Genomic DNA, 21,364 nt, shown 5'->3' on the forward strand with positions numbered 1-21,364 from the left:
CGCGATCATCCTGCGAGGTTCTCAAAGGCTTGCCATTGCTGAGCTTTCGAGTAGATGCTTTGCATGATTTCGTGGCCTCGTTTGGCAACGCGTGTACGCGTTGATCCGTCAGCGATTAGCCGGCGAATGCGGGAGACCGCTTCGGCCGCATTGTCGTAAGTGAACATGCTTTCTTCATCGTTCATGCCAGCGGGGTAAATTCCTGTGTCGCTTACCATCAAGGCACCACATCCCATTGCCTCAAAGCAGCGCATGTTTCCCCTGTCAGCACCGGCCATATCGATGGCGCCGTTCAAGACTATCTTTGCGTTGCCCAATGCACCATAAAGATCGAGGCCGAATACTGGCGCTTGACTCACTTCGCGGATAGCTTGCGGTCGCTTGTATTTCCCCAGCGGTAGTGCAAGACCGAGAGCCGATTCTGCCAGACGGGTCATTTTTGAACGGTCCAGGTGAAACTTGACGTTGAATTCCCCTGAGAGCTTTGCCACTTCTTCGAGCAAGACTGCCCGACGGCTATGATGCCTCGTGTACCCCCCAACGAACAATACATCGACTGGACGGTCTTCATTGGCGGCAAATTTATCCATGACGGGGTCATGTGCTGGACAGAAATAGGCCGCCTTCAGACCTTGCTCGCGGTAACTTTCAAGAATGCTCGGGAAATTGCATAGCATCAGGTCGTACGCGCTGAAGTCGGCTCCGCGCGACGGCGCGGCGCGCCATGCGAATGAACGCTTGACGCATCCTGGAAGCGTACGAATGAAGTCGCTGCCATAGCGCATCGGATCCAGGTTATAAAATACTTCTGTCCGATGGTGCTCGATTTGCGCTCGCAGGATCTGCTGGGGCGTTGCCTTCCGGGACATTCCGTTTTCGACAGCCCATACCCGTTGAGCGTCCTCGTCATCCCCGTTAGTAAAATATGCATCGGGCGCTTCATTTAGGACCGGTAGCAGATAGTGAGCCACAGCGTAGCGATCGGCCATGAATGTCGACATCAATTCTTTGAATGTGCTGTCGTTCTTGCGAAGGCTGGCCAAACGTTTTCTATAGGCGGGATACACACCTGAGTTTTGAAAAATACGCATAGATGATGTTTGTTATTTTGGGATCGTTTGTCTGAAGCTACCCCTCTGGTGCCAAGGAGATACTCCTTCGAGCAGAAGTAGCAACGGTACGATCAGACCTAAGCCGCCGGTCAGCAATGCTGTTTGGAAGGCCGTGGACAATGCGATGAAGATTCCATATTGGCCCATGCCAAATGCGGCAATGGTCAGTCCGGAGCGCCCTCGTTTTTCGACGAGCTGAATATCGATCCAGCGCAGCAAGGCTCCGAATGCCAAGGACACGGTAGTAGCGCCCACCCAGGAGAAGGCCGCCCAGCCATCGGCCATGAACATCGCTGTGGTGGAGGAGCCCGGGGCTCCTCGATGCAGCTCAGCCACGCGGAAATAGCTAGGCTGCAGTGTATCGAGCCCCAATAGTCCAGCCAACCACCGGATGTCCATGCCGTGCGTATGAGGTATGCGCCAAGGGAAAGCTGCAAAGTATTCAAGCAGACTTTCATTCGGGATCATCAAGATCCGATAAAAGAGAAATATTATCGCTTGCCTCGCACCGCCCAGATCCGAGTTGGCGACGAAGGCCATGATCGAGAACAGGAGAGTACTTCCACAGACAATGGCAAAGACCTGCCGAGGGCTGATAGTGAGCGATCGACGCAGGATTTCTATGACGATCAACTGAATCACGAAGACAGCAGCGGGTGCTTTGCTAAGCGTCGCAAGTTTGGCGGTGATGACCAACACAATGAACACCGTCGTTGCGATCGCAAGTTTCATCCCACCCTTGTCTCTCCACTCTGCCCACAGAGCGAATGCGGTAAAAGGTAGCAAGGTTCCAAGCATGAGATTGAAGAAGTAGCTCTTGGATCCCCCCATGCTTCTACGCATCGCAATCTTGTCGAATTCACCTAAATTGCTGGCAAAGTAGGTAAAAATCTTCTCTAGTTGTGCGTCGCGTACCATGAAATAGAGCATGAACAGGGTGCCGAGAACTGCTGCCGCCAGAATGCGGTTTGACGGCCCCTGCTTTAATGGCAGATAGGCGGCGTTACTCCACCGGTTGATGGCTGCACCATTTGCAGCGGGGCCATATTTGTACAATCGATCAACCAACCAGACCCCGAGACAAAACAGCAGCATGGTCAGCCCCAGTGCAATATCCATGTTGCTGACAATGTCCGGGTTGCGTACTGCGATGGTCATGTTCGTATAAAAATTGCTGCTCCACTCCAGTTGGGCAGTTGTAGGTGCAGATCCGCCGCCTCCTTGCGGCCAGGCTTTGTTGTATGCAGCCACGGCCACGCCTTCTCCAAAGGCCCAGCGCCGCGTGTAATACCAATAAGCCGGACCGTGGAAAAACAGCAGCATGCCCAGAGCCGTTGAGCTCAAGGAAAGTGTGGGTTTCAGGTAGCGCAGCAAGAAGATAAACGCCGCAATATCCGCTGCGATGAAAAAAGTGAGACTAGCCGTCATTATTTTCTTTCCGAGGATCGTTTGCGGAGCAATGTTTTCATATCTCGCATCGCTAAAAAAAGAGCCAGATGATTTGGGTAATCAGCATGCTGCTTTGCAGGCGCCTCAATGAGACCTGCCAGGTCCTTTTCTGTCATTCCCAGTTTCTTGGCGACGAATTTGATGTCTCGCCTTGCTTGTATTTCAGTGATAGGCGGCAGTTCCAACTCTTCCAACGCCTCGCTGCGACTGGTCTGTCCCGCGACAATCAGGCTGGACAGGTGTAGGCGACGTTTGTCGAAGCGGAATTTTCTGGGCAAGTAAACATCTTGGTAGAACTTGGTAAATCGGGACTCGCTATGTTTGCCACCGTAGTCGCGCCATCCGTATTCCGACCTTAGCTCCGCTTGAGCAAGTTCTTTGTTGTAGTCAAAGTAATTCAGCGGACGATGGATCGTCAGCTGGCGACGAACCCGGGTCAGCCACAAGTACTCAACTACTCCCATGAATGGATAGGACTTCAATTCCGAATGACCGAACTCATCATGGATGGCACGTATGTGCTTGCCGTCAATGGATGGATGGCCAAATCCTGGAGGCACTATGCTCTCGGATGAGAAATTTACACCGCTCAGGAAGTCGCGAATCTTGAACCGGCTAGCGGTCCGGTACAACGTTGCGAAGAAGGCGTGATCTTGGGGCATGTCCTGATTCAACACAGATGCTTTCAGGAAAGCTACCTGCAGATCACGCATCTCCTGCCATTCGATAACATGCGTGTGGAAGTCTATATTGAGGCCTCTCACCATGGATTCGATGTTGGCCACGGCTGGCTCCGAATTCCATCCTCCGTCTACGTGTACGGCCAGCAGTCGTAACCCGTATTTCTTGCTCGCCAGATGTGCAAGATAGGCACTGTCAATCCCACCGCTGAGTCCGACCATTGCGTCATACGGTCTGCCCTGGCCTTGCCGCTTGAGGTGCGCGACAAGACGGTCCATTCGTTGCGCGCCTTCTGGATTGGGCCACCATTCGCTAGAGCGACGCGCCAGAGCGTCTTTGCAACAATTGCACTGCCCCTTCTCGTCAAATTTGATGGCAGGGTTTGAGCTGTCCATTACGCAGAATGTACAAATCTGATAGGTGTTGTTCATGGCAATGACGCGATCACTGAGTCCATTTGCTGCATGCTTGGATAGTTCACCAAGACGGCACGAAGCTTTCCGATGAATACGAATGCGCTTCCCGACGCAGCTGCTGACGCCCCTGCTGCCAGCGCTTGGGCAAGATGCAGGGCTTCGCCAGCGCCGCCCAGAGCGACGGTGGGAATAGATAGATTCGGTGCGACCGAACGTATGAGGTCCAGGTCATAGCCGGTGCGCAGGCCGTCGCGATCCACCGATTGGAGGATGATTTCACCCACACCCAAATCTTGAAGCCGCCGGCATTCGGCCAGTGGCGTAGGCCGATCATTAGAATTTCTATTCGAAAGGCATCGCGCTTGCGTTCCGGTCCCCTCGACGTCAACACATGCCACAACGGCTTGACTGCCCAGATCGCTCACCAAAGTATTAATGAAGTTGGTATCTTTAGCGGCCCGGCCGAGGATGAATTTCTCGACGCCTGCCCGATTGAGCTCTTCGCACTGCGCGAGATTGCTCAATGCGCCACCATAGGCCAATGGCATGAAGCATTCGCTAGCAAGTTCCTTCATGAACCCGACATCCGGTCCACAGTTACTGGGGCTCGCATCAATGTCGAGAATACATATCTCGTCTACTTCTTTTTCATTAAAGAGCCGTATTACATTAAAGGGATCGCCCACATAGGTCCGGGCCCCGAAATTGATCGTTTTTACCAGGCGTCGGCGTTTGTCCAACAACAGCACAGGAATAATGCGTTTCCTCATATTTGGGCGAAGCTGGTCAGCACGCGCATGCCGAACCGGTGGCTTTTTTCAGGATGGAATTGGACGCCAAAAATATTGGCGTGCTCGACTGCACAAGCCAGCTGCGCACCATATGGAATGGTCGCGCTGATTGCATGTTGGTCATCACACACCACGTGGTAGCTGTGGTCGAAATAAAATCTTTCCTGAGTATCTGCGGGCGCAAAGAGGCGACCGTTTCCTGTGGGACTGACTTCCATCCATCCAATGTGCGGGACCTTGAGATTCGAGGTATCGGAAACGTTGATGCGGACAGAGCGAGCATTGATGAAACCGAGGCCTGCTTCTCGCCCCTCTTCGCTGGATAGTCCGAGCAGCTGCATTCCAAGGCAGACGCCGAGTACCGGTACGTTTCTTTCCAATACGGCTGTATTCAGATACGGGATCAGTTCTCGCTCCCGAAGCGTCAACATTGCTTTGTCAAAAGCCCCGACGCCTGGGAGTATCAATTTGTCTGCGTTTGCAATCTGTTTTGGATCGCTCGACGACCTGGCATCAATGCCAAGGTAGTCAAGCATATTGATGATTGCGCCGACATTGCCAACGCCATAGTCTACAACTGTGATCATGGGTAACGATGCCTTTTGATTGAGGAAGCGATTAATTGAATGAATTCACGTCCGCATGACGTGAGACAACTTAGGGCAACGCAGATGGCCATGATCAGCGTAGCTAATGCAGCATATATGGGGATGAGACTGAACCAGCTATTGACGTTGAAGTCCACAAAGTTTCTGCACAGGATGGTGACTGCAATTCCGATACCTACGGGGAGTGCGGTGGACACGAAAAGATCTTTCCACAGCAGAGACGGGAAGAAAATGCGTCGTGTCAGGATCATGGAAGCTGCCACCCGCGCAATGCTGGCCAATAGCAAGCCCACACCGGCGGCCGCTGCACCTATGGTCGCAATGAAAATAACGGTTAGCGAAACGGTCAGTACGGAAAACAATACTGAAATCGCTGCTACTGCGACGTTGCGGGCCATACCCATTGCGTAATACGTAAATACGTTGGAGGCAGCGCCAACAACGCCCCCCAGCACCAGCACAACGAGAATTCGATCTCCGCCAGCGGCAACCTCTTTCCCCACCCACAAACTCAACACGTCATGGGCCAGAAGAGCCAGGGGCACAAGCATCGACGTGCTGATCACCCCCAGGCTCCACGAGCATAGTTGAAAGAACTGCTGCCGCTCAGGGAGCGAATGATCACTCATGGCGCCGAAACGCGGGAACAATACTTCCCCCACTTTAACGACCCCAATGTAGGCAGCTTCTTGCAGACGATTGGCAATGGAGTACTGGCCCACGATCGTAACTGGAGCCAATACGCCTAATGCATACCGGTCGATCTGGTTTCCGAGCATTCCGGCAAGTTGTGCCAAACCTTGCCATTTCCCGAAGCGCATCAATGGAGCAGAGGTGGCAGCGTGACCGGAAGTGAGTACCTGGTGCCAATCAATAGAACTACGCCATCTAAAAAACCAGATCACCATGGTAATGCCGAAGCTGCTGGACAATCCCAATAAATAGCCGGTGCTTGAAGGAAGGAGTCGCGTCAGGATCAATGTGACGCCAGTCCCTGCAACGGCAGAAAACAGCGTGATGAAGGCAATCGAGCGATAGTCCTGCTTGGCTGCGCTGATACCCTGCAAGATGAGCGATACCTGTTGTGCTATGCATCCTGCAGTCACAATCAGCAAAGGAGCCACATAGTCGAACGTGGTGACCTGCACGCTCGAGCCGATCAGACGGTGAGCAATGAATGGCGCGACACAGAGCAATAAGATGGCCCCGCCACCGCACGAGATTAATCCGAGTCGCAAGGTGGCCGCTACCATTCTGGACAGGCTGAGATCATCAATCGTAGCGCTAGATGCGACTTCGCGCGTCAATGCTTGTCCCAAAACCGTGCCGATCAAGGTCATCGGGGCGCAGACAGCAATAAGTACGGCAGCAATCCCGAACTCTTCGAGGCCTATCCAGCGCACTACGAAGGGGATGCTCAGGAATTGTGCAATGAGCGCGATCCCAAATGCCAGCAGATTCCAACGAGAGTTGGAGAGCAGTCCTCCCTTGGATGTGCCGATTGCTTTGTTAGGCATCAGGCTTCGAAGCTGCGGATACTGTCAACCACAGTTTGAATCTGCGCATCGCTCATCTCCGGGAAGATAGGGATGGACAATATGCGGGACTGATTATGGTAAGCATTGGGGAAGTCACTAGGATCATGCCCAAAGCCGGCATAGCAGGGCAGGAAAGGAAGTGCGATCGGATAACTGATCACTGTCTGGATTCCTTGTGCATTCATGTGTTTGGCCAGTGCATCACGTTGTTCATGACGAATGACATACAGGTGATACACAGCTTCCCGCTCCGCAAAAGTCGGTGGGCAGGTGATGCCAGGAATGTCAGCCAGCAAAGTATCGTAGCGTGCTGCGATCTCGCGCCGACGTTTCGTCCATGCGGCCAAGTGAGGAAGTTTCTGCGACAAAATCGCTGCTTGCATGCCATCTAAGCGGCTATTGATACCTTCGATCTGGTGGTCGCCTTTCGTGATCCCGCCGTGACGGGCAAACATCGCCATCTTCTTGGCGAGATCTGCATCGTTGGTGGTAATTGCGCCTGCGTCACCCATGGCGCCAAGGTTCTTGCCGGGATAAAAAGAGTAAGAGGCCGCATTGCCGAAGCTCCCCACTAATTTCTCCTTGTATTTCGCCAAGTGGGCTTGCGCACAATCTTCGATGACCCAAAGCTTATGTTTGCGAGCGATCGCCATGATCTTATCCATATCAGCGGGCTGTCCGTACAAGTGAACAGGGATAATGCCGACGGTCTTCGCAGTGATGCGTTCTTCGATTTTGGCAGGATCAATGGTGAACGATTCAGCGTCCGTGTCGCAGAAAACAGGGGTGCCCCCGGCTTGGCTGATTGTCTCGCTCGTGCTGATCCAAGAGTGGGCGGTGGTAATGACTTCATCACCTGCCTTCACACCCAAGGCATGCATCGCAATGTAAAGTGAATCAGTTCCGTTGGCACAAGAAACGCAATGCTCAGCACCTACGGCTGCGGCAAATTCTTCTTCAAATTTTTGAACAAATGGGCCTCGGATGAATGCTGAGCTCGCAATTACCGCCGCAATTGCAGCGTCAATGTCTTCGCGTATGGACAGGTATTGGCTGTGCAGGTCTGCAAATGGCACGTTCATGAGTTTCTTTCTGATAGATGATACGAGTCAATGAGGGGAAAGCGACCGCAACGAACCAATGGTCGTTCCATAGATTTCAAACTAACGGCCGCCCAGAAGAGGGTCTCGCCAGAAGTTGCTGCTGCAAGCCGAATGTCAATCGCCGGTGAAATTCAGGCTGACTGTCCTGCGAGCATGCAAATTGCTGGCAGGAACAGCAGATAAAAGCCGGATCATATCGGAGAGAGGCTATGGCTTTATCGACCAAGGCCTCCCTCTGCATAGCTATTCCGCTGCGGCCTGCTGCGTCAAAAGTCAGCAATAAAAAATTAGTACAGCAAGATGAGATACGTATGTCCCAGATTGCAACGTTAAGCGGTCGCCTGCGGTCCCTATCCATGGGAACAACAACGCAGGCCAAACTTAATCACCAGGAAGTTTTTTTTAGGATCTGGCAAATTGAGATAAACGATCCATAAACTACTGTCATGGAACATTTCAGTTTCATTTGCCGGGCAATTCGCGAATTATGCGTGCCGGATTACCCGCATAAACACCTGCTACGGTAATGTCGCGAGTCACCACAGAGCCAGCGCCGATGACGACATCATTGCAAATCGAGATAGGAAGAAGTGTTGCATTGGATCCGATCGACACGCGATCACCTATCCGCGTGGTCTTCCATAGGCTCCTGTCTCCACGGGCAGGCCCGCCCTTCGCGAAAACGTCATTGGTAAACATTACTCCGTGACCAATAAAGCAGTCCGCTCCAATTTCTACCAATTCACACACAAAGGCATGCGATTGGATCTTGGTTCTCGCTCCAATGCGTACCCCTTTTTGAATTTCTACAAATGGCCCTACGAAGCAGTGGTCGCCTAATTCGCATTCGTAGACATTGGCTGGTTCTACGATACGCACACCCACGCCTGCGATGACATCACGAACGCAAACCGTCAGCAGGGTTGGGGTTCTCATTGCCTGCGTCCGAGTTTGCATTGATCTACCTTTAAAGGCAGCGTCACTTCCTTGCCCGAGGCAATTGATTCGTACAGCGCCATAATCAGTTCAAGGCTCTGCCTGCCTTGATGGCCATCCACCAAAGCCTCGGTCCCGTTGTTGAAACAATCCACTATATGTTCGTAGTACGCTTGATGGCCAAAACCATAGACGTTAGGCGGGTTGACGGAGAAATTCTCAATCACGTCGTGGTCCGAATCCAATGGATTGGTGAATTGCCATGTACGAATTTTGTTAACGGAAAATCCTGCGATCTCTATTGCTCCAGTAGCCCCCAGCACTGAAAGTGAACCTTCCATGTCTCGAGGGCGCGTGGCTGAAGTGGCCTCAATGATGCCTAGAGCTCCGTTTCGGAATTTCACAGTGGCCACCGCAGTATCTTCGGCTTCCATACGAGTCAGCGCGGTCGCGCCACGTGCGTGAACACTCTCCACTTCGCCCATGAACCAGCTAAGCATGTCGACGTGATGGCTGGCCTGATTCGAAAGAACTCCCCCGTCCTGAGCCCAAGTACCGCGCCAGCTGTCGTGATCATAATAGGCTTGGTCACGGCACCAGCGCACTCGAACCGTACCAAGCACCAGCTTGCCGAAGCGCCCAGCCTCCAAGGCTTCTCGTGCCTTCATGACAGGAACATTAAAGCGATTTTGCTTGACGACGAACAAGCGAACGCCATTGGCGTCGCACGCAGCGATCATCGCGTTTGCATCATCAAGGGTCAGCGCCATCGGCTTTTCTACTACCACGTGCTTGTGTGCGTTGGCAGCAGCAATCGCATGCTCCGCATGCATCCCGCTGGGCGTCAGGATAGAGACGACGTCAATATTTTCTTGCAGGAGAAGTTCATCTATCGAATGAAAAGACGGGACATTGTAGGTTTGACCAAATCGATCCGCTCGATCAGCTTGGTTATCGCACACCGCTACCAGTCGTGCACCTGCAATCTGTCCTGTGCCGAGCAACTCTGCGTGACGCTTGGCAATTCGGCCGCAACCTATGAGAGCGAAATTTATCATGCGTATCTATTTTTATTTGGTAAGAAATTTATAATGCGTAAGCTTACTCGGCACTGACGTTGACATCATAGCCATGATGTTTGAGTAATGCGTGTTGCTTAGCCTGGGCCAGGTCAGATGCCACCATTTCTGCACACATTTCTCGAGCAGTTATCTCTGGCTTCCAGCCAAGCTTCTCGCCGGCTTTAGTGGGATCGCCTAACAATGTTTCAACTTCAGCCGGGCGGAAATAGCGCGGGTCGATTTGCACAACGGGTATCTCATTGCCTCCCAGATTGTGCGGACGATTTGTCCAATAGGCTTTCTCCTCGACGCCTTTACCTTCCCATCGCAGTTTCATGCCTAGTTCTTCGGCAGTCCACTCGATGAATTGGCGCACGCTATATTGCTTTCCGGTCGCAATGACGAAGTCCTCAGGCTGATCTTGTTGAAGCATGAGCCATTGCATGCGTACGTAATCCTTGGCGTGTCCCCAGTCACGAAGCGCATCGATATTGCCCATATAGAGACTCGTTTCCAAGCCTTCGCTAATATTGGCCAATCCACGAGTGATCTTCCGCGTGACGAAAGTTTCTCCTCGACGTGGGCTTTCGTGGTTGAACAGAATTCCGTTGCATGCGTACATTCCGTAGGCCTCGCGGTAATTTACCGTGATCCAGTAGGCATAAAGTTTTGCAACCGCATACGGACTCCGCGGATAGAAGGGCGTGCTTTCCCGCTGGGGTGTCTCCTGAACCAGCCCATACAATTCGCTTGTGCTCGCCTGATAGAATCGCGTTCTTTTTTCCATGCCGAGAATGCGGATGGCCTCAAGGATACGCAGCGTCCCCATTGCATCAACGTCAGCCGTATATTCAGGGCTTTCGAAGCTGACGGCAACATGGCTCTGGGCGCCGAGGTTGTAGATCTCGGTCGGCTGCGTTTCCTGGATGATCCGCACGAGATTGCTGGTGTCGCTCAAGTCGCCATAATGAAGCTTGAAACGTGCGTTAGCTACATGGAGGTCTTGGTAGATATGGTCGACGCGGGTGGTATTGAAGGACGAAGAGCGGCGCTTGATACCATGGACGGTATAGCCTTTCTCTAGAAGAAATTCGGCAAGGTAGCTGCCATCCTGTCCAGTGATACCGGTAATCAAAGCTACTTTATTTTGTTCCGTCATGATTCTCTTTCTAGCGCTCACTACTATTGTTTTTTAGGAAGTCTTCATACGCGATTTGCAAGCCATCTTCCAATTCGACCTTGTGGCGCCAACCGAGGGAGTGAATACGCTCACTGTCCATTAGCTTGCGTGGCGGACCATCAGGTTTGCTCGTGTCGAATGTGATCTCACCCCGGAAACCTATTACTTTTCGAATGGTCTCTGCGAGCTCTTTGATGGTGATGTCGTAGCCGCAACCCACATTGATGTGGCTCAACATGGGGCTCGTGTGCGCCTCATAGATTGATTTCTCCAGATTCATCACGGTTAGGCTCGCGCTTGCCATATCGTCCACGAACAAGAACTCTCGCTTAGGGTTGCCCGTGCCCCAGATAGGCAGGGAAGGCAATCCCTTTACCTTTGCTTCATGAAAACGGCGGATTAGCGCGGGGATGACGTGGGAATTTTCTGGATGATAGTTGTCCCCGGGACCATAGAGATTGGTCGGCATCACACTACGGTAGTCGATTCCGAGGCTGGCGCCGTATTGGCGGTTGTAGCTTTCGCAGAGTTTGATGCCAGCAATTTTTGCAACTGCGTACGGTTCGTTTGTTGCTTCCAGTGTGCCCGTAAGTAAAGAATTTTCCGCCATCGGTTGTGGCGCTAATCTGGGGTAAATACAACTTGAACCCAAGAAGAGCAACTTCTTCACGCCGTGTCGAAAAGCTGCTTCGATTACATTCGCTTGAATCATCAAGTTCGCATAGATGAAGTCGGCAGGATAAGTACTGTTGGCATGAATGCCCCCGACTTTTGCGGCAGCGAGATAAACCTGATCTGGCTTCTCTGCGTTGAAGAAATTGCGCACGGCTTGCTGGTCCGTCAGGTCCAGCTCATTGTGGCTGCGTGTAATAACATTTACATCGCCTTGTTGTTGCAACGCTCGCATGATGGCAGAGCCAACCATGCCCCGATGCCCGGCAACGTAGATTTTTGGGGCAATGCTCAAGGGGAGGCCTCACTGATCTTATTAGTAGAATAAGAATTGACTTGATCAATTCCGTTGCTGGCAATTGATCGCGCAATTTGCTTGCAATTTGTTTTTCATGGGCGCGCAGGAAGCATAGCCGCCGCTATTATTCGAGTTATCGGGCGTGGGAAGAACGGCGAATTCGTGGAAACACGGCTAATCAGCAAATCCCAATGCAGTTGCAGATTCCAGCCCGCGGCCGTTTTGACTTTTGCAAATGAGTTTTATGCGTCCAGATAAATCAAACATGCCGCCAGGGCGACGTCTGATTTGGCTCGATTAGGCATGCTACCGCCGTGCGGTGTCACGATCAGCAAGCGCGAATTTAATGAATATTTCAGAAATCAACTCACGCGACATACTTAGCTCACGCCCAACAGCCGCATTATTATGTCACAGGGATAGATAAGTAACTAGACTTAACCTACTTTCCGTAAGCTCGTTGCGGGTAAATTGACACGCACTGTTTTGCTCAACAGGTCGATCAGCACGATTACCCGCCGCTCTCCGTCGTGTATGTCAAATATGCCGCGCAGGCCTCCAAAGGGCCCATTGACTATCATCACCTCCTCCCCCGTGTCGAAAGGTGTAGGCGTAGATGTATTTGCTGACTGCTCTAGCTCGCGGATCTGGCTGATCAGGCTGTCGTCAACTTTAGCTGCTGCCGAGCCAAAGGTCACTAGCCTGCTTACGCCTTTGGTTGAGCGTATAGGGCTACAATTTGTGCCGAAATAATTATCGTTCACCTGAACGAACAGGTAGCGTGGGAATAGCGGTTCGGGTACCGTCACCGCCTTGCCATGGCGAACCTTTTCGATCTTGATTGTCGGTAGATAGCCCCGGTACCCTTGGCGCTGGAGATTTTCCAGCGCGCAAAGCTCCTGCTTGGGCTTCGTATGTACGAGATGCCAATGCATCGATTTGTTCTCCGGCGGCGTGAGATGTTGTTAGTTTACATGTAACTGCTGCGTGGCATCAATCATTGCAAGGGTGGGGCGTATGATTGGAGGCACTGATGGCTAAAACGCGCCTGCAAGAAGTTGTCAATGTATATATTTTGCACGCGGATAGTCGGATAGAATTAGGGTGATTGGTTGAATAAATTGCAATGAAATAGGGCTGTGGATAGACCAGCTCATCAGCTAAGGCGAAATTCAACTGTGTTGTAAAAATGGTTTTTATGCTGCGCTGCGGTAAAGTGGATCCTCGGGTCTTGTCATTTCCCTCGCAAATAGTTTTGCACAAGCTGCGCCGGATCGCGGACTCAGATTCCTATCAAGACCTACTACTTTGATTATTTCTATGGCTCACACTTTATCCCCTTCCATCTTCAAAGCCTACGACATCCGCGGCATCATCGACAAAACCCTGGACGACCAGGTGGCCTTCCAGATCGGCCAGGCCTTCGGCGCCGCCGCCCTCGCCAAGGGCCAGAAGAAAGTCGTGATCGGACGTGATGGCCGGCTCTCCGGTCCCTCGCTGTCGGCCGCGCTGGCCAAGGGCCTGCAGGCCGTCGGTGTGGACGTGATCGACCTGGGCATGGTCGCCACGCCCATGGTCTACTTCGGTACCCACGTGCTTGATACGCAATCGGGCATCATGGTCACCGGCAGCCACAACCCGCCGGACTACAACGGATTCAAGATGGTGCTGGCCGGTGAAGCCATTCACGGCGAGACCATCCAGGGACTGTACCAGGCCATCGTCAAGGGCGAATTCCCCCAAGGCGCCGGCAGCTACAGCACGCACGACATCAAGGCTGCCTACATTGCCCGCATGATTTCGGACGTGAAACTGGCGCGTCCCCTGAAGATCGCCGTAGATTGCGGCAACGGCGTGGCCGGCGCCTTTGCCGGTGAAATCTACCGCGCGCTGGGCTGTGAAGTCACCGAACTGTTCTGTGAAGTGGATGGCAATTTCCCCAACCACCACCCAGATCCCGCTCATCCGGAAAACCTGCAGGACCTGATCCGCTGCCTGCAGGAGACCGACAACGAACTCGGCCTGGCCTTCGATGGCGACGGCGACCGCCTCGGCCTGGTGACCAAGGATGGCCAGATCATCTATCCGGACCGCCAGCTGATGCTCTTCGCCGAAGACGTGCTCACCCGCAACCCGGGCAAGGAAATCCTCTACGACGTCAAGTGCACTCGTCACCTGGCGCCCTGGATCACCGCGCGCGGCGGCCAGCCGCTGATGTGGAAGACCGGGCACTCCCTGGTCAAGGCCAAGCTGCGTGAAACCGGCGCCCCGCTGGGCGGCGAAATGAGCGGCCACATCTTCTTCAAGGACCGCTGGTTCGGCTTCGACGACGGCCTCTACGCCGGCGTGCGCATGCTCGAACTGATGGCCCGCCAGAGCGACCCGTCGGCCGTGCTCAACGCCCTGCCGCAATCGGTCAGCACCCCGGAACTGCAACTGAAGCTGCAGGAAGGCGAGAACTTCGCGCTCATCGGCAAGCTGCAAAGCGATGCCAAGTTCGAGGGCGCCCAGGACATCATCACCATCGATGGCCTGCGCGTGGAATACGCCGACGGTTTCGGCCTGGCGCGTTCCTCCAACACCACGCCGGTAGTGGTGCTGCGTTTCGAGGCCGAGACGCCGCAAGCGCTGGAGCGCATCCAGGGTGAGTTCCGCAAGGTCATCCTGGCGGCACGCCCGGATGTGACTCTGCCGTTCTGATCTGCCGATGAGGTAAGATGCTGGCCCACCATTAAAGTCACGCCAACGTGGGTCAGCCTTGAAGATTCTTATCGTCCGTGTCTCCTCCCTGGGAGACGTCGTCCATAACATGCCGATGGTGGCGGACATCCATCGTCATTTCCCCGGTGCCCAGATCGATTGGGTGGTCGAAGAGGCCTATACCAGCCTGGTGGGCCTGAACGGCTACGTCCACAGCATCATTCCCATCGCCCTGCGCCGCTGGCGCAAGACTCTCTTCTCGGCGGCCACCCGCGCCGAGATCGGGGCTTTCCGCCGCAAGTTGCGCTCCGAGCGCTATGACCTCGTGTTCGATACCCAGGGCCTGCTCAAGACCAGCGTGGTCATGCGCATGGCCCGCCTGGCCCCACAAGGCCGCCGTATCGGCCTGGCCAATGCAACAGAGGGTTCAGGATATGAACCTGTCTCCCGCATCTTCCACGACCAGAGCATCCCGGTAGGCCTGCGTACGCACGCCGTGACCCGGGCCCGCCTGGTGGCGGCGGGTGCGCTGGGTTACCAGATGGAAGGGCAGCCCGACTTCGCCCTGCGGCCGCCCGAGCCGGCGCGGTGGGATTGGATGCCCGAGCAGCCCTATGTCGTTTTCTTCCACGGCACCGCCCGTGCGGCCAAGCAATGGCCGCAGGACCGCTGGATCCGGCTGGGCCAGGCCCTGGCCGCGCGCGGCATGCCGGTCCTGCTGCCGTGGGGCAGTGCCAAGGAGCAGGAGGCCGCGCGCCAGCTGGCCGCCGGCATTCCCGGCGCTACCGTCCTGCCGGCCTTGCCGATGATGCAGGCAGTCGCACTGGTGCAGCAGGCGCGGCTGGTGATCGGGCTAGATACCGGCCTGACCCATATCGCCGCCGCCTATGGCAGGCCCACCGTCGAGCTCTACTGCGATTCGCCGCGCTGGAAGACCGAGGGCAACTGGTCGCCCTCCATCCGCAATCTGGGCGACCTGGGCAAGCCGCCTGCGGAGGACGAGGTGTTGCAGGCCGCGCTGGATCTCCTGGCCTGAGCTTCATCGCCCGCGCCCAGCGCCACTTGGGCATGCGTTGAAGCAGATCAAACGTCCCGCTCAAAGCGCCAACTATGCGTGACGAGCCGCATCCAGCTTGCCTTCCCGGCGTGCCGACGCGGCGGTCTTGACCACACGGGCAGGGCGCTTGCGGGCATAATACGCGCCATGGAATCGCAAATTATCGAGATCGGCTTGACCGAATGGCAGGTCGACAATCCCAATCAGGAATGGATCACCGCGCTGGAAGCCGGCAAGGTGCTGTATTTCCCGCATCTGGCTTTCCAGCTGATGGCGTCCGAGCGCAAGCTGCTCGATCCGGCCGTGCGCGATCCGAAGTCGCGCAATATCAGCCTGGATGCGCGTGGTCATATCAAGGGCGCCGCCGGCGGGACCGAGCAGCAGCTGGCCCTGGCCGCCATGGTCGGGCGCTTTCGGGAGCAGGCGCTGGCGCTGGTGCATACCTTGTTGCCCAAGTACCGCGATGCCTTGCGCATCGCCCCGACCAGCTATCGTCCGATGCAGGTGGAAACGCGCGCCCAGTCCTGGCGCGCCGATGACCGCCGCATGCACGTCGATGCCTTCCCTTCGCGCCCCAACTATGGCGAACGCATCCTGCGCGTTTTCACCAATGTGAATCCGGACGGCGTGCCGCGCGTCTGGCGCGTGGGCGAGCCTTTCGAGACCGTGGCCCGGCGTTTCCTGCCGCGTGCCAAGCCTTATGTGCGCTGGCAGGCCAGCGTACTCAAGGCGCTGCATGTGACCAAGTCCTTGCGCAGTGAATACGATCACCTCATGCTGCAGTTGCATGACGGCATGAAGGGCGACATGCAGTACCAGCAAGACGCCCAGCAGGTGACCATGCCCTTTGCCGCCGGCTCGGTCTGGATCTGTTTCTCGGACCAGGCCTCGCATGCGGTCATGTCCGGCCAGTACATGATGGAACAGACCCTGCATCTGGCGCCGGAACAGCAATACGATCAGCAATCGAGCCCGCTGGCCATCTTGACGCGCCTGGTCGGCCATCCCCTGGTCTGAGATGCGGCTGCTGTATTCCTTCATCTGGTGGCTGCTGCTGCCGCTGGTGCTGCTGCGGCTGTGGCGGCGCGGCCGCAAGGAGCCCGGTTATCGGGCCCACGTGGCCGAACGCCTGGGTTTTTATTCATACGATGCGCGCCTGTCTGATCCACAGGCGCGTTTCATCTGGGTTCATGCGGTCTCGGTGGGCGAAACCCGCGCCGCCGAGCCGCTCATCGACGCCTTGCTGCAGCAGTATCCGCAGCATTCCATCCTGCTCACCTGCATGACGGCCACGGGCCGGGCCACCGGCGCTCAGGTCTATGGGAAGCACGGGGCACGCGTGGTCCAGAGCTTCCTGCCTTACGACACCGGGTGGATGTGCGGGCGTTTCCTGCGCCATTTCCGTCCGGCCGTGTGCGTGCTGATGGAAACCGAGGTCTGGCCCAGCCTGATCGAGCAGTGCCGCCGCCATCATGTGCCGGTGATGCTGGCCAATGCCCGCCTGTCGGCGCGTTCATTGCGGCGCGGCTTGCGCTTTGCCGCGCTGTTGCGCCCGGCCGCCGAGGCAATCGATGTGGTCGCGGCCCAGTCCGAGGCGGATGCCGAGCGCCTGCTGGCCTTTGGCGCGCACCATGTGGAGGTGACCGGCAGCCTCAAGTTCGATGTCCAGCCGCCGGCCGAGATGGTCGAGCGTGGCTTGGGCTGGAAACGTGCCATCGGCGAGCGCAAGATCCTGCTCTGCGCCAGTACCCGCGAGGGCGAGGAGGCCTTGATTCTGGATGCGCTCGCCAAGCTGGGACGGACCGATTGGCTGACCGTGATCGTGCCGCGCCATCCGCAGCGCTTTGATGAGGTGGCCGCGATGGTCCAGGCGCATGGCTTGCGGCTGCGCCGGCGTGCCGAACTGGGGCCGGGCGGTGCATGGGACGAAGTCGACGTGCTGCTCGGCGACTCGATGGGCGAAATGTTCGCTTACTACGCGCTCTGTGACGTGGCCTTCATTGGCGGTAGCCTCTTGCCCTTGGGTGGACAGAACCTCATCGAGGCGCTGGCGCTGGGCAAACCTGTGCTCATCGGGGAGCACACTTTCAATTTCCAGCGCACTACCGAGGATGCCGTCGGGGCTGGCGCTGCTTCTCGGGTCGAGGATGCCGTGACTTTGCTGCGGCAATGGGGCGCGCTGGTGGCTGATCCTGACCAGATGGCGCACATGGCGGGGGCCGCTTCGGCCTTTGCCCGGCGCCACCAGGGGGCCACTGCGCGCACCATGGCGCTGCTGGCACCGCTGCTGGATGAAGCTCAGGCGCGGCGATAGGCGTCGACGGTCTTCCTGAAGGCGGCGTCGACCGATAACGGCGGTGTCCATCCATGGGCAGCAAGGCCTGGGACTTGCCCAGTGCGCCTCCCAGCCGCCTCAGCATCTGCGTGGTCGACAGGTCCTCGCCGTCAGAGGCCAGCAATATCTGCCCGGCCGCGCAAGGATGGGACAGGCACACGTGGATCAGATCCACCAGGTTGTCCAGGGCAACCAGGCTGCGGCGATTGGTGTCGATGCCGCCAAGGGGCCGGGGCACGCCTCTATCCAGCCACCGCATCATGCTCAGGAAGTTGGCCTTGACGCCCGGTCCGTAGACCGGCACGGGGCGGATGATCACCACTTCCATTTCACCGGTGCGCGCCAACGCCAGCAAGGCTTGTTCGGCTTCCATCTTTGAGACGCCGTAGGGATCGCCTGGGGCGGGTGCGTCTTCGGCGGTGTAGGGACGCCCGGGTTCGGTCCTCTCTCCGTTGACCTTGATCGAGCTGATGAAGATGAAACGCTTGACGCCTGCCGCTTCGGCCTGGCGGGCCAGGGCCAGGGTGCCGGCGACGTTGATGCGGCGAAATTCAGACAAGGGATCGGCTGCGGTATCGTCCATGACATGCACGCGAGCGGCGCAATGAACAACGGTCTCGATAGCCCGCAGTGCTGGCGCCCAATCGGTCTCGGCACCCAGATCTCCGATGGTCACGGCGTCGACGTCCTTGAGCAGTGGCTGCGGCGCAGGCACAGATCGATAAGCGGCACGTAGCTGGTGTTGACCTTCCCAGGCGAGTCGGCCCAGCAAGGCTTGGCCGACGAAGCCCGAGGCGCCAGTGACAAGGATGTGCATGAGATAGATACAGGAGCAAACTAAGGGGAGACAAGGATAGCATCTGGCCGAGCCGCTCCCTCTATATAGGGAATTGAGCAGACTCCGCTGATTTGCATGGACCGGGCCGGGGAAATTTCTTTCTTGGTGGCGGGGGAGATGCCCGCGCCATGCCGATGGTGGGACGCAATCTTCATATGCCTTTGGATCAGGCAGGACCCGGCTGAAAACCGCGAGCTAAATTATTTTCGATTATTTTTCAAAAAGTACTTGCGCGGTGGGTGGGCCGTTGCTATAGTTCGCCCCCTGCTGACGCGACACACGAAGCGAAGTTGAAAAACAGAGCGACGAAGGTGGGCGAAGCAAAGAGGTGTGAAGCAGGTTGTAAGGCGTTTTAAATGGAAGTAGTCGAAGCGGTAGCAAAAGCGAAGACGAAAAAAATTTAAAACGAATCGCAAAAAAGTAGTTGACGCGATAAACAAACTGCTACATACTCTCGTTTCTCTGCTGCTGACGAACAAAACGATTCGCAGCGATGCAAACAGCGCCAAGCGCGTTTGCGGCAGACAAGATCTTTAAAAATTAACAGCCGATAAGCGTGGGCGTTTAATGAAGTGCGACAGAACTTCGGTTCTGGAAACTTTAAATATTAAATGCTCACAAGAAATATAGGTAAGTTCGCAAGAAATTACCTGTCAGTATTTTGAGAGAGCGATGCCCTTCGGGGTAGTCAGAAATGACACAAAACAGAGATTAAACTAAAGAGTTTGATCCTGGCTCAGATTGAACGCTGGCGGCATGCCTTACACATGCAAGTCGAACGGCAGCATAGGAGCTTGCTCCTGATGGCGAGTGGCGAACGGGTGAGTAATATATCGGAACGTGCCCTAGAGTGGGGGATAACTAGTCGAAAGACTAGCTAATACCGCATACGATCTACGGATGAAAGTGGGGGATCGCAAGACCTCATGCTCCTGGAGCGGCCGATATCTGATTAGCTAGTTGGTGGGGTAAAAGCCTACCAAGGCGACGATCAGTAGCTGGTCTGAGAGGACGACCAGCCACACTGGGACTGAGACACGGCCCAGACTCCTACGGGAGGCAGCAGTGGGGAATTTTGGACAATGGGGGCAACCCTGATCCAGCAATGCCGCGTGAGTGAAGAAGGCCTTCGGGTTGTAAAGCTCTTTTGTCAGGGAAGAAACGGTAGTAGCTAATATCTATTACTAATGACGGTACCTGAAGAATAAGCACCGGCTAACTACGTGCCAGCAGCCGCGGTAATACGTAGGGTGCAAGCGTTAATCGGAATTACTGGGCGTAAAGCGTGCGCAGGCGGTTGTGTAAGTCAGATGTGAAATCCCCGGGCTCAACCTGGGAATTGCATTTGAGACTGCACGGCTAGAGTGTGTCAGAGGGGGGTAGAATTCCACGTGTAGCAGTGAAATGCGTAGATATGTGGAGGAATACCGATGGCGAAGGCAGCCCCCTGGGATAACACTGACGCTCATGCACGAAAGCGTGGGGAGCAAACAGGATTAGATACCCTGGTAGTCCACGCCCTAAACGATGTCTACTAGTTGTCGGGTCTTAATTGACTTGGTAACGCAGCTAACGCGTGAAGTAGACCGCCTGGGGAGTACGGTCGCAAGATTAAAACTCAAAGGAATTGACGGGGACCCGCACAAGCGGTGGATGATGTGGATTAATTCGATGCAACGCGAAAAACCTTACCTACCCTTGACATGGATGGAATCCCGAAGAGATTTGGGAGTGCTCGAAAGAGAACCATCACACAGGTGCTGCATGGCTGTCGTCAGCTCGTGTCGTGAGATGTTGGGTTAAGTCCCGCAACGAGCGCAACCCTTGTCATTAGTTGCTACGAAAGGGCACTCTAATGAGACTGCCGGTGACAAACCGGAGGAAGGTGGGGATGACGTCAAGTCCTCATGGCCCTTATGGGTAGGGCTTCACACGTCATACAATGGTACATACAGAGGGCCGCCAACCCGCGAGGGGGAGCTAATCCCAGAAAGTGTATCGTAGTCCGGATTGGAGTCTGCAACTCGACTCCATGAAGTTGGAATCGCTAGTAATCGCGGATCAGCATGTCGCGGTGAATACGTTCCCGGGTCTTGTACACACCGCCCGTCACACCATGGGAGCGGGTTTTACCAGAAGTGGGTAGCCTAACCGCAAGGAGGGCGCTCACCACGGTAGGATTCGTGACTGGGGTGAAGTCGTAACAAGGTAGCCGTATCGGAAGGTGCGGCTGGATCACCTCCTTTCTAGAGTGCGCACGAAGTTAAGCGTCCACACTTATCGGCTGTAAATCAAGAACAGTTATTTGGTGAAGCACGGTCTGCAGCACAACGCTGTGATGACTTGCTACTGATACTGATCCAAGCGGGTCTGTAGCTCAGCTGGTTAGAGCACCGTGTTGATAACGCGGGGGTCGTTGGTTCGAGCCCAACCAGACCCACCAAAGTTTCGGGGGTTTAGCTCAGCTGGGAGAGCACCTGCTTTGCAAGCAGGGGGTCGTCGGTTCGATCCCGTCAACCTCCACCAAGAAATGTCAAACCTAAGTCAGCGTTATGCGTATGACGTAGTGATTTAGGTTTGATCTTTTAC

17 protein-coding genes, 2 tRNA genes, 1 rRNA gene and 1 pseudogene are annotated in these 21,364 nt (G+C 55.4%); 8 read left to right on the plus strand and 13 right to left on the minus strand.

Annotated elements, in window-relative coordinates; translation table 11 throughout:
- Positions 1-5 precede the first annotated feature (5 nt).
- Genes ACLRDN_RS02435 through ACLRDN_RS02465 form a run of 7 tightly spaced genes read right to left on the minus strand, consistent with a single transcriptional unit; the run spans position 6 to position 7,677 of the window.
- Positions 6-1,091 (minus strand): glycosyltransferase, encoded by a 1,086-nt coding sequence (locus tag ACLRDN_RS02435; RefSeq protein WP_413458819.1) that lies wholly within the window; start codon positions 1,089-1,091, stop codon positions 6-8.
- Between the two features lie 12 nt (positions 1,092-1,103).
- Positions 1,104-2,540: a hypothetical protein gene (locus tag ACLRDN_RS02440; protein ID WP_413458820.1), complete on the minus strand. Its 1,437-nt coding sequence runs from the start codon at positions 2,538-2,540 to the stop codon at positions 1,104-1,106.
- A complete protein-coding gene (locus ACLRDN_RS02445; protein ID WP_413458821.1) occupies positions 2,540-3,673 on the minus strand; it encodes an N-acetyl sugar amidotransferase in 1,134 nt (377 codons plus the stop codon). Before ACLRDN_RS02445 ends, ACLRDN_RS02440 begins: the two co-directional genes overlap by 1 nt.
- A complete protein-coding gene (locus tag ACLRDN_RS02450) occupies positions 3,670-4,428 on the minus strand; it encodes a HisA/HisF-related TIM barrel protein (protein WP_413458822.1) in 759 nt (252 codons plus the stop codon). The genes ACLRDN_RS02445 and ACLRDN_RS02450 overlap by 4 nt, the downstream gene beginning before the upstream one ends.
- Positions 4,425-5,036: an imidazole glycerol phosphate synthase subunit HisH gene (gene hisH / locus ACLRDN_RS02455; RefSeq protein WP_413458823.1), complete on the minus strand. Its 612-nt coding sequence runs from the start codon at positions 5,034-5,036 to the stop codon at positions 4,425-4,427. Before hisH ends, ACLRDN_RS02450 begins: the two co-directional genes overlap by 4 nt.
- On the minus strand, positions 5,033-6,574 hold the full coding sequence (locus tag ACLRDN_RS02460; protein WP_413458824.1) for a lipopolysaccharide biosynthesis protein: 1,542 nt from the start codon (positions 6,572-6,574) through the stop codon (positions 5,033-5,035). The genes hisH and ACLRDN_RS02460 overlap by 4 nt, the downstream gene beginning before the upstream one ends.
- Positions 6,574-7,677 carry a DegT/DnrJ/EryC1/StrS family aminotransferase gene (locus ACLRDN_RS02465; protein ID WP_413458825.1) on the minus strand — a complete coding sequence of 368 codons (1,104 nt, stop codon included), beginning with the start codon at positions 7,675-7,677 and terminating at the stop codon, positions 6,574-6,576. Before ACLRDN_RS02465 ends, ACLRDN_RS02460 begins: the two co-directional genes overlap by 1 nt.
- 230 nt (positions 7,678-7,907) lie before the next feature.
- On the opposite strand from ACLRDN_RS02465, the gene ACLRDN_RS02470 reads away from it, so the two are divergent.
- Positions 7,908-8,135, plus strand: coding sequence for a hypothetical protein (locus tag ACLRDN_RS02470; RefSeq protein WP_413458826.1), 228 nt, complete (start codon positions 7,908-7,910; stop codon positions 8,133-8,135).
- A gap of 25 nt (positions 8,136-8,160) precedes the next feature.
- On the opposite strand, the gene ACLRDN_RS02475 is transcribed toward ACLRDN_RS02470, so the two are convergent.
- The 5 genes from ACLRDN_RS02475 to rfaH all read right to left on the minus strand — a co-directional run bounded on the left by ACLRDN_RS02475 (position 8,161) and on the right by rfaH (position 12,780).
- Positions 8,161-8,634 carry an acyltransferase gene (locus tag ACLRDN_RS02475; protein ID WP_413458827.1) on the minus strand — a complete coding sequence of 158 codons (474 nt, stop codon included), beginning with the start codon at positions 8,632-8,634 and terminating at the stop codon, positions 8,161-8,163.
- Positions 8,631-9,692 (minus strand): Gfo/Idh/MocA family protein, encoded by a 1,062-nt coding sequence (locus tag ACLRDN_RS02480; protein ID WP_413458828.1) that lies wholly within the window; start codon positions 9,690-9,692, stop codon positions 8,631-8,633. The genes ACLRDN_RS02475 and ACLRDN_RS02480 overlap by 4 nt, the downstream gene beginning before the upstream one ends.
- A gap of 43 nt (positions 9,693-9,735) precedes the next feature.
- Entirely contained in the window at positions 9,736-10,854 is a 1,119-nt protein-coding gene (gmd, locus tag ACLRDN_RS02485; protein WP_413458829.1) for a GDP-mannose 4,6-dehydratase, read from the minus strand.
- A gap of 10 nt (positions 10,855-10,864) precedes the next feature.
- Complete coding sequence (fcl, locus tag ACLRDN_RS02490; RefSeq protein ID WP_413458830.1) at positions 10,865-11,842, minus strand: GDP-L-fucose synthase; 978 nt, start codon at positions 11,840-11,842, stop codon at positions 10,865-10,867.
- Positions 11,843-12,282: 440 nt separating this feature from the next.
- Positions 12,283-12,780 carry a transcription/translation regulatory transformer protein RfaH gene (gene rfaH / locus ACLRDN_RS02495; protein ID WP_413458831.1) on the minus strand — a complete coding sequence of 166 codons (498 nt, stop codon included), beginning with the start codon at positions 12,778-12,780 and terminating at the stop codon, positions 12,283-12,285.
- A 385-nt stretch (positions 12,781-13,165) separates the two neighbouring features.
- Between rfaH and ACLRDN_RS02500 the strand changes: the two genes are divergently transcribed.
- The 4 genes from ACLRDN_RS02500 to waaA all read left to right on the plus strand — a co-directional run bounded on the left by ACLRDN_RS02500 (position 13,166) and on the right by waaA (position 17,916).
- The gene (locus ACLRDN_RS02500) at positions 13,166-14,545 is read left to right on the plus strand and encodes a phosphomannomutase/phosphoglucomutase (RefSeq protein ID WP_413458832.1); all 1,380 of its coding nucleotides are present in this window, start codon (positions 13,166-13,168) and stop codon (positions 14,543-14,545) included.
- Positions 14,546-14,603: 58 nt separating this feature from the next.
- Entirely contained in the window at positions 14,604-15,581 is a 978-nt protein-coding gene (gene waaC / locus ACLRDN_RS02505; RefSeq protein ID WP_413458833.1) for a lipopolysaccharide heptosyltransferase I, read from the plus strand.
- A gap of 168 nt (positions 15,582-15,749) precedes the next feature.
- On the plus strand, positions 15,750-16,619 hold the full coding sequence (locus ACLRDN_RS02510; protein WP_413458834.1) for a Kdo hydroxylase family protein: 870 nt from the start codon (positions 15,750-15,752) through the stop codon (positions 16,617-16,619).
- Between the two features lies 1 nt (position 16,620).
- Positions 16,621-17,916, plus strand: coding sequence for a lipid IV(A) 3-deoxy-D-manno-octulosonic acid transferase (waaA, locus tag ACLRDN_RS02515; protein ID WP_413458835.1), 1,296 nt, complete (start codon positions 16,621-16,623; stop codon positions 17,914-17,916).
- A gap of 217 nt (positions 17,917-18,133) precedes the next feature.
- Here the strand turns inward: waaA and ACLRDN_RS02520 are convergent.
- A pseudogene (locus ACLRDN_RS02520) lies at positions 18,134-18,754 on the minus strand (NAD-dependent epimerase/dehydratase family protein); the annotation flags it as partial.
- Between the two features lie 734 nt (positions 18,755-19,488).
- On the opposite strand from ACLRDN_RS02520, the gene ACLRDN_RS02525 reads away from it, so the two are divergent.
- The 3 genes from ACLRDN_RS02525 (at position 19,489) to ACLRDN_RS02535 (ending at position 21,301) form a co-directional block, all read left to right on the plus strand.
- Positions 19,489-21,021: ribosomal RNA gene (locus ACLRDN_RS02525) — 16S ribosomal RNA — on the plus strand.
- A 120-nt stretch (positions 21,022-21,141) separates the two neighbouring features.
- Positions 21,142-21,218 (plus strand) — tRNA-Ile (locus ACLRDN_RS02530).
- A 7-nt stretch (positions 21,219-21,225) separates the two neighbouring features.
- Positions 21,226-21,301: transfer RNA gene (locus ACLRDN_RS02535), tRNA-Ala, on the plus strand.
- Positions 21,302-21,364: the final 63 nt, after the last annotated feature.

This window comes from Herbaspirillum huttiense, assembly GCF_047300815.1.
GTDB lineage: Bacteria > Pseudomonadota > Gammaproteobacteria > Burkholderiales > Burkholderiaceae_D > Herbaspirillum > Herbaspirillum huttiense_A.

Bases quoted from the DNA above. Each gene is read 5' to 3' on its own strand.
- ACLRDN_RS02435 (WP_413458819.1), bottom strand. From the start codon at position 1,091: ATGCGTATTTTTCAAAACTCAGGTGTGTATCCCGCCTATAGAAAACGT.
- ACLRDN_RS02440 (WP_413458820.1), bottom strand. From the start codon at position 2,540: ATGACGGCTAGTCTCACTTTTTTCATCGCAGCGGATATTGCGGCGTTT.
- ACLRDN_RS02445 (WP_413458821.1), bottom strand. From the start codon at position 3,673: ATGAACAACACCTATCAGATTTGTACATTCTGCGTAATGGACAGCTCA.
- ACLRDN_RS02450 (WP_413458822.1), bottom strand. From the start codon at position 4,428: ATGAGGAAACGCATTATTCCTGTGCTGTTGTTGGACAAACGCCGACGC.
- hisH (WP_413458823.1), bottom strand. From the start codon at position 5,036: ATGATCACAGTTGTAGACTATGGCGTTGGCAATGTCGGCGCAATCATC.
- ACLRDN_RS02460 (WP_413458824.1), bottom strand. From the start codon at position 6,574: ATGCCTAACAAAGCAATCGGCACATCCAAGGGAGGACTGCTCTCCAAC.
- ACLRDN_RS02465 (WP_413458825.1), bottom strand. From the start codon at position 7,677: ATGAACGTGCCATTTGCAGACCTGCACAGCCAATACCTGTCCATACGC.
- ACLRDN_RS02470 (WP_413458826.1), top strand. From the start codon at position 7,908: ATGGCTTTATCGACCAAGGCCTCCCTCTGCATAGCTATTCCGCTGCGG.
- ACLRDN_RS02475 (WP_413458827.1), bottom strand. From the start codon at position 8,634: ATGAGAACCCCAACCCTGCTGACGGTTTGCGTTCGTGATGTCATCGCA.
- ACLRDN_RS02480 (WP_413458828.1), bottom strand. From the start codon at position 9,692: ATGATAAATTTCGCTCTCATAGGTTGCGGCCGAATTGCCAAGCGTCAC.
- gmd (WP_413458829.1), bottom strand. From the start codon at position 10,854: ATGACGGAACAAAATAAAGTAGCTTTGATTACCGGTATCACTGGACAG.
- rfaH (WP_413458831.1), bottom strand. From the start codon at position 12,780: ATGCATTGGCATCTCGTACATACGAAGCCCAAGCAGGAGCTTTGCGCG.
- ACLRDN_RS02500 (WP_413458832.1), top strand. From the start codon at position 13,166: ATGGCTCACACTTTATCCCCTTCCATCTTCAAAGCCTACGACATCCGC.
- ACLRDN_RS02510 (WP_413458834.1), top strand. From the start codon at position 15,750: ATGGAATCGCAAATTATCGAGATCGGCTTGACCGAATGGCAGGTCGAC.
- waaA (WP_413458835.1), top strand. From the start codon at position 16,621: ATGCGGCTGCTGTATTCCTTCATCTGGTGGCTGCTGCTGCCGCTGGTG.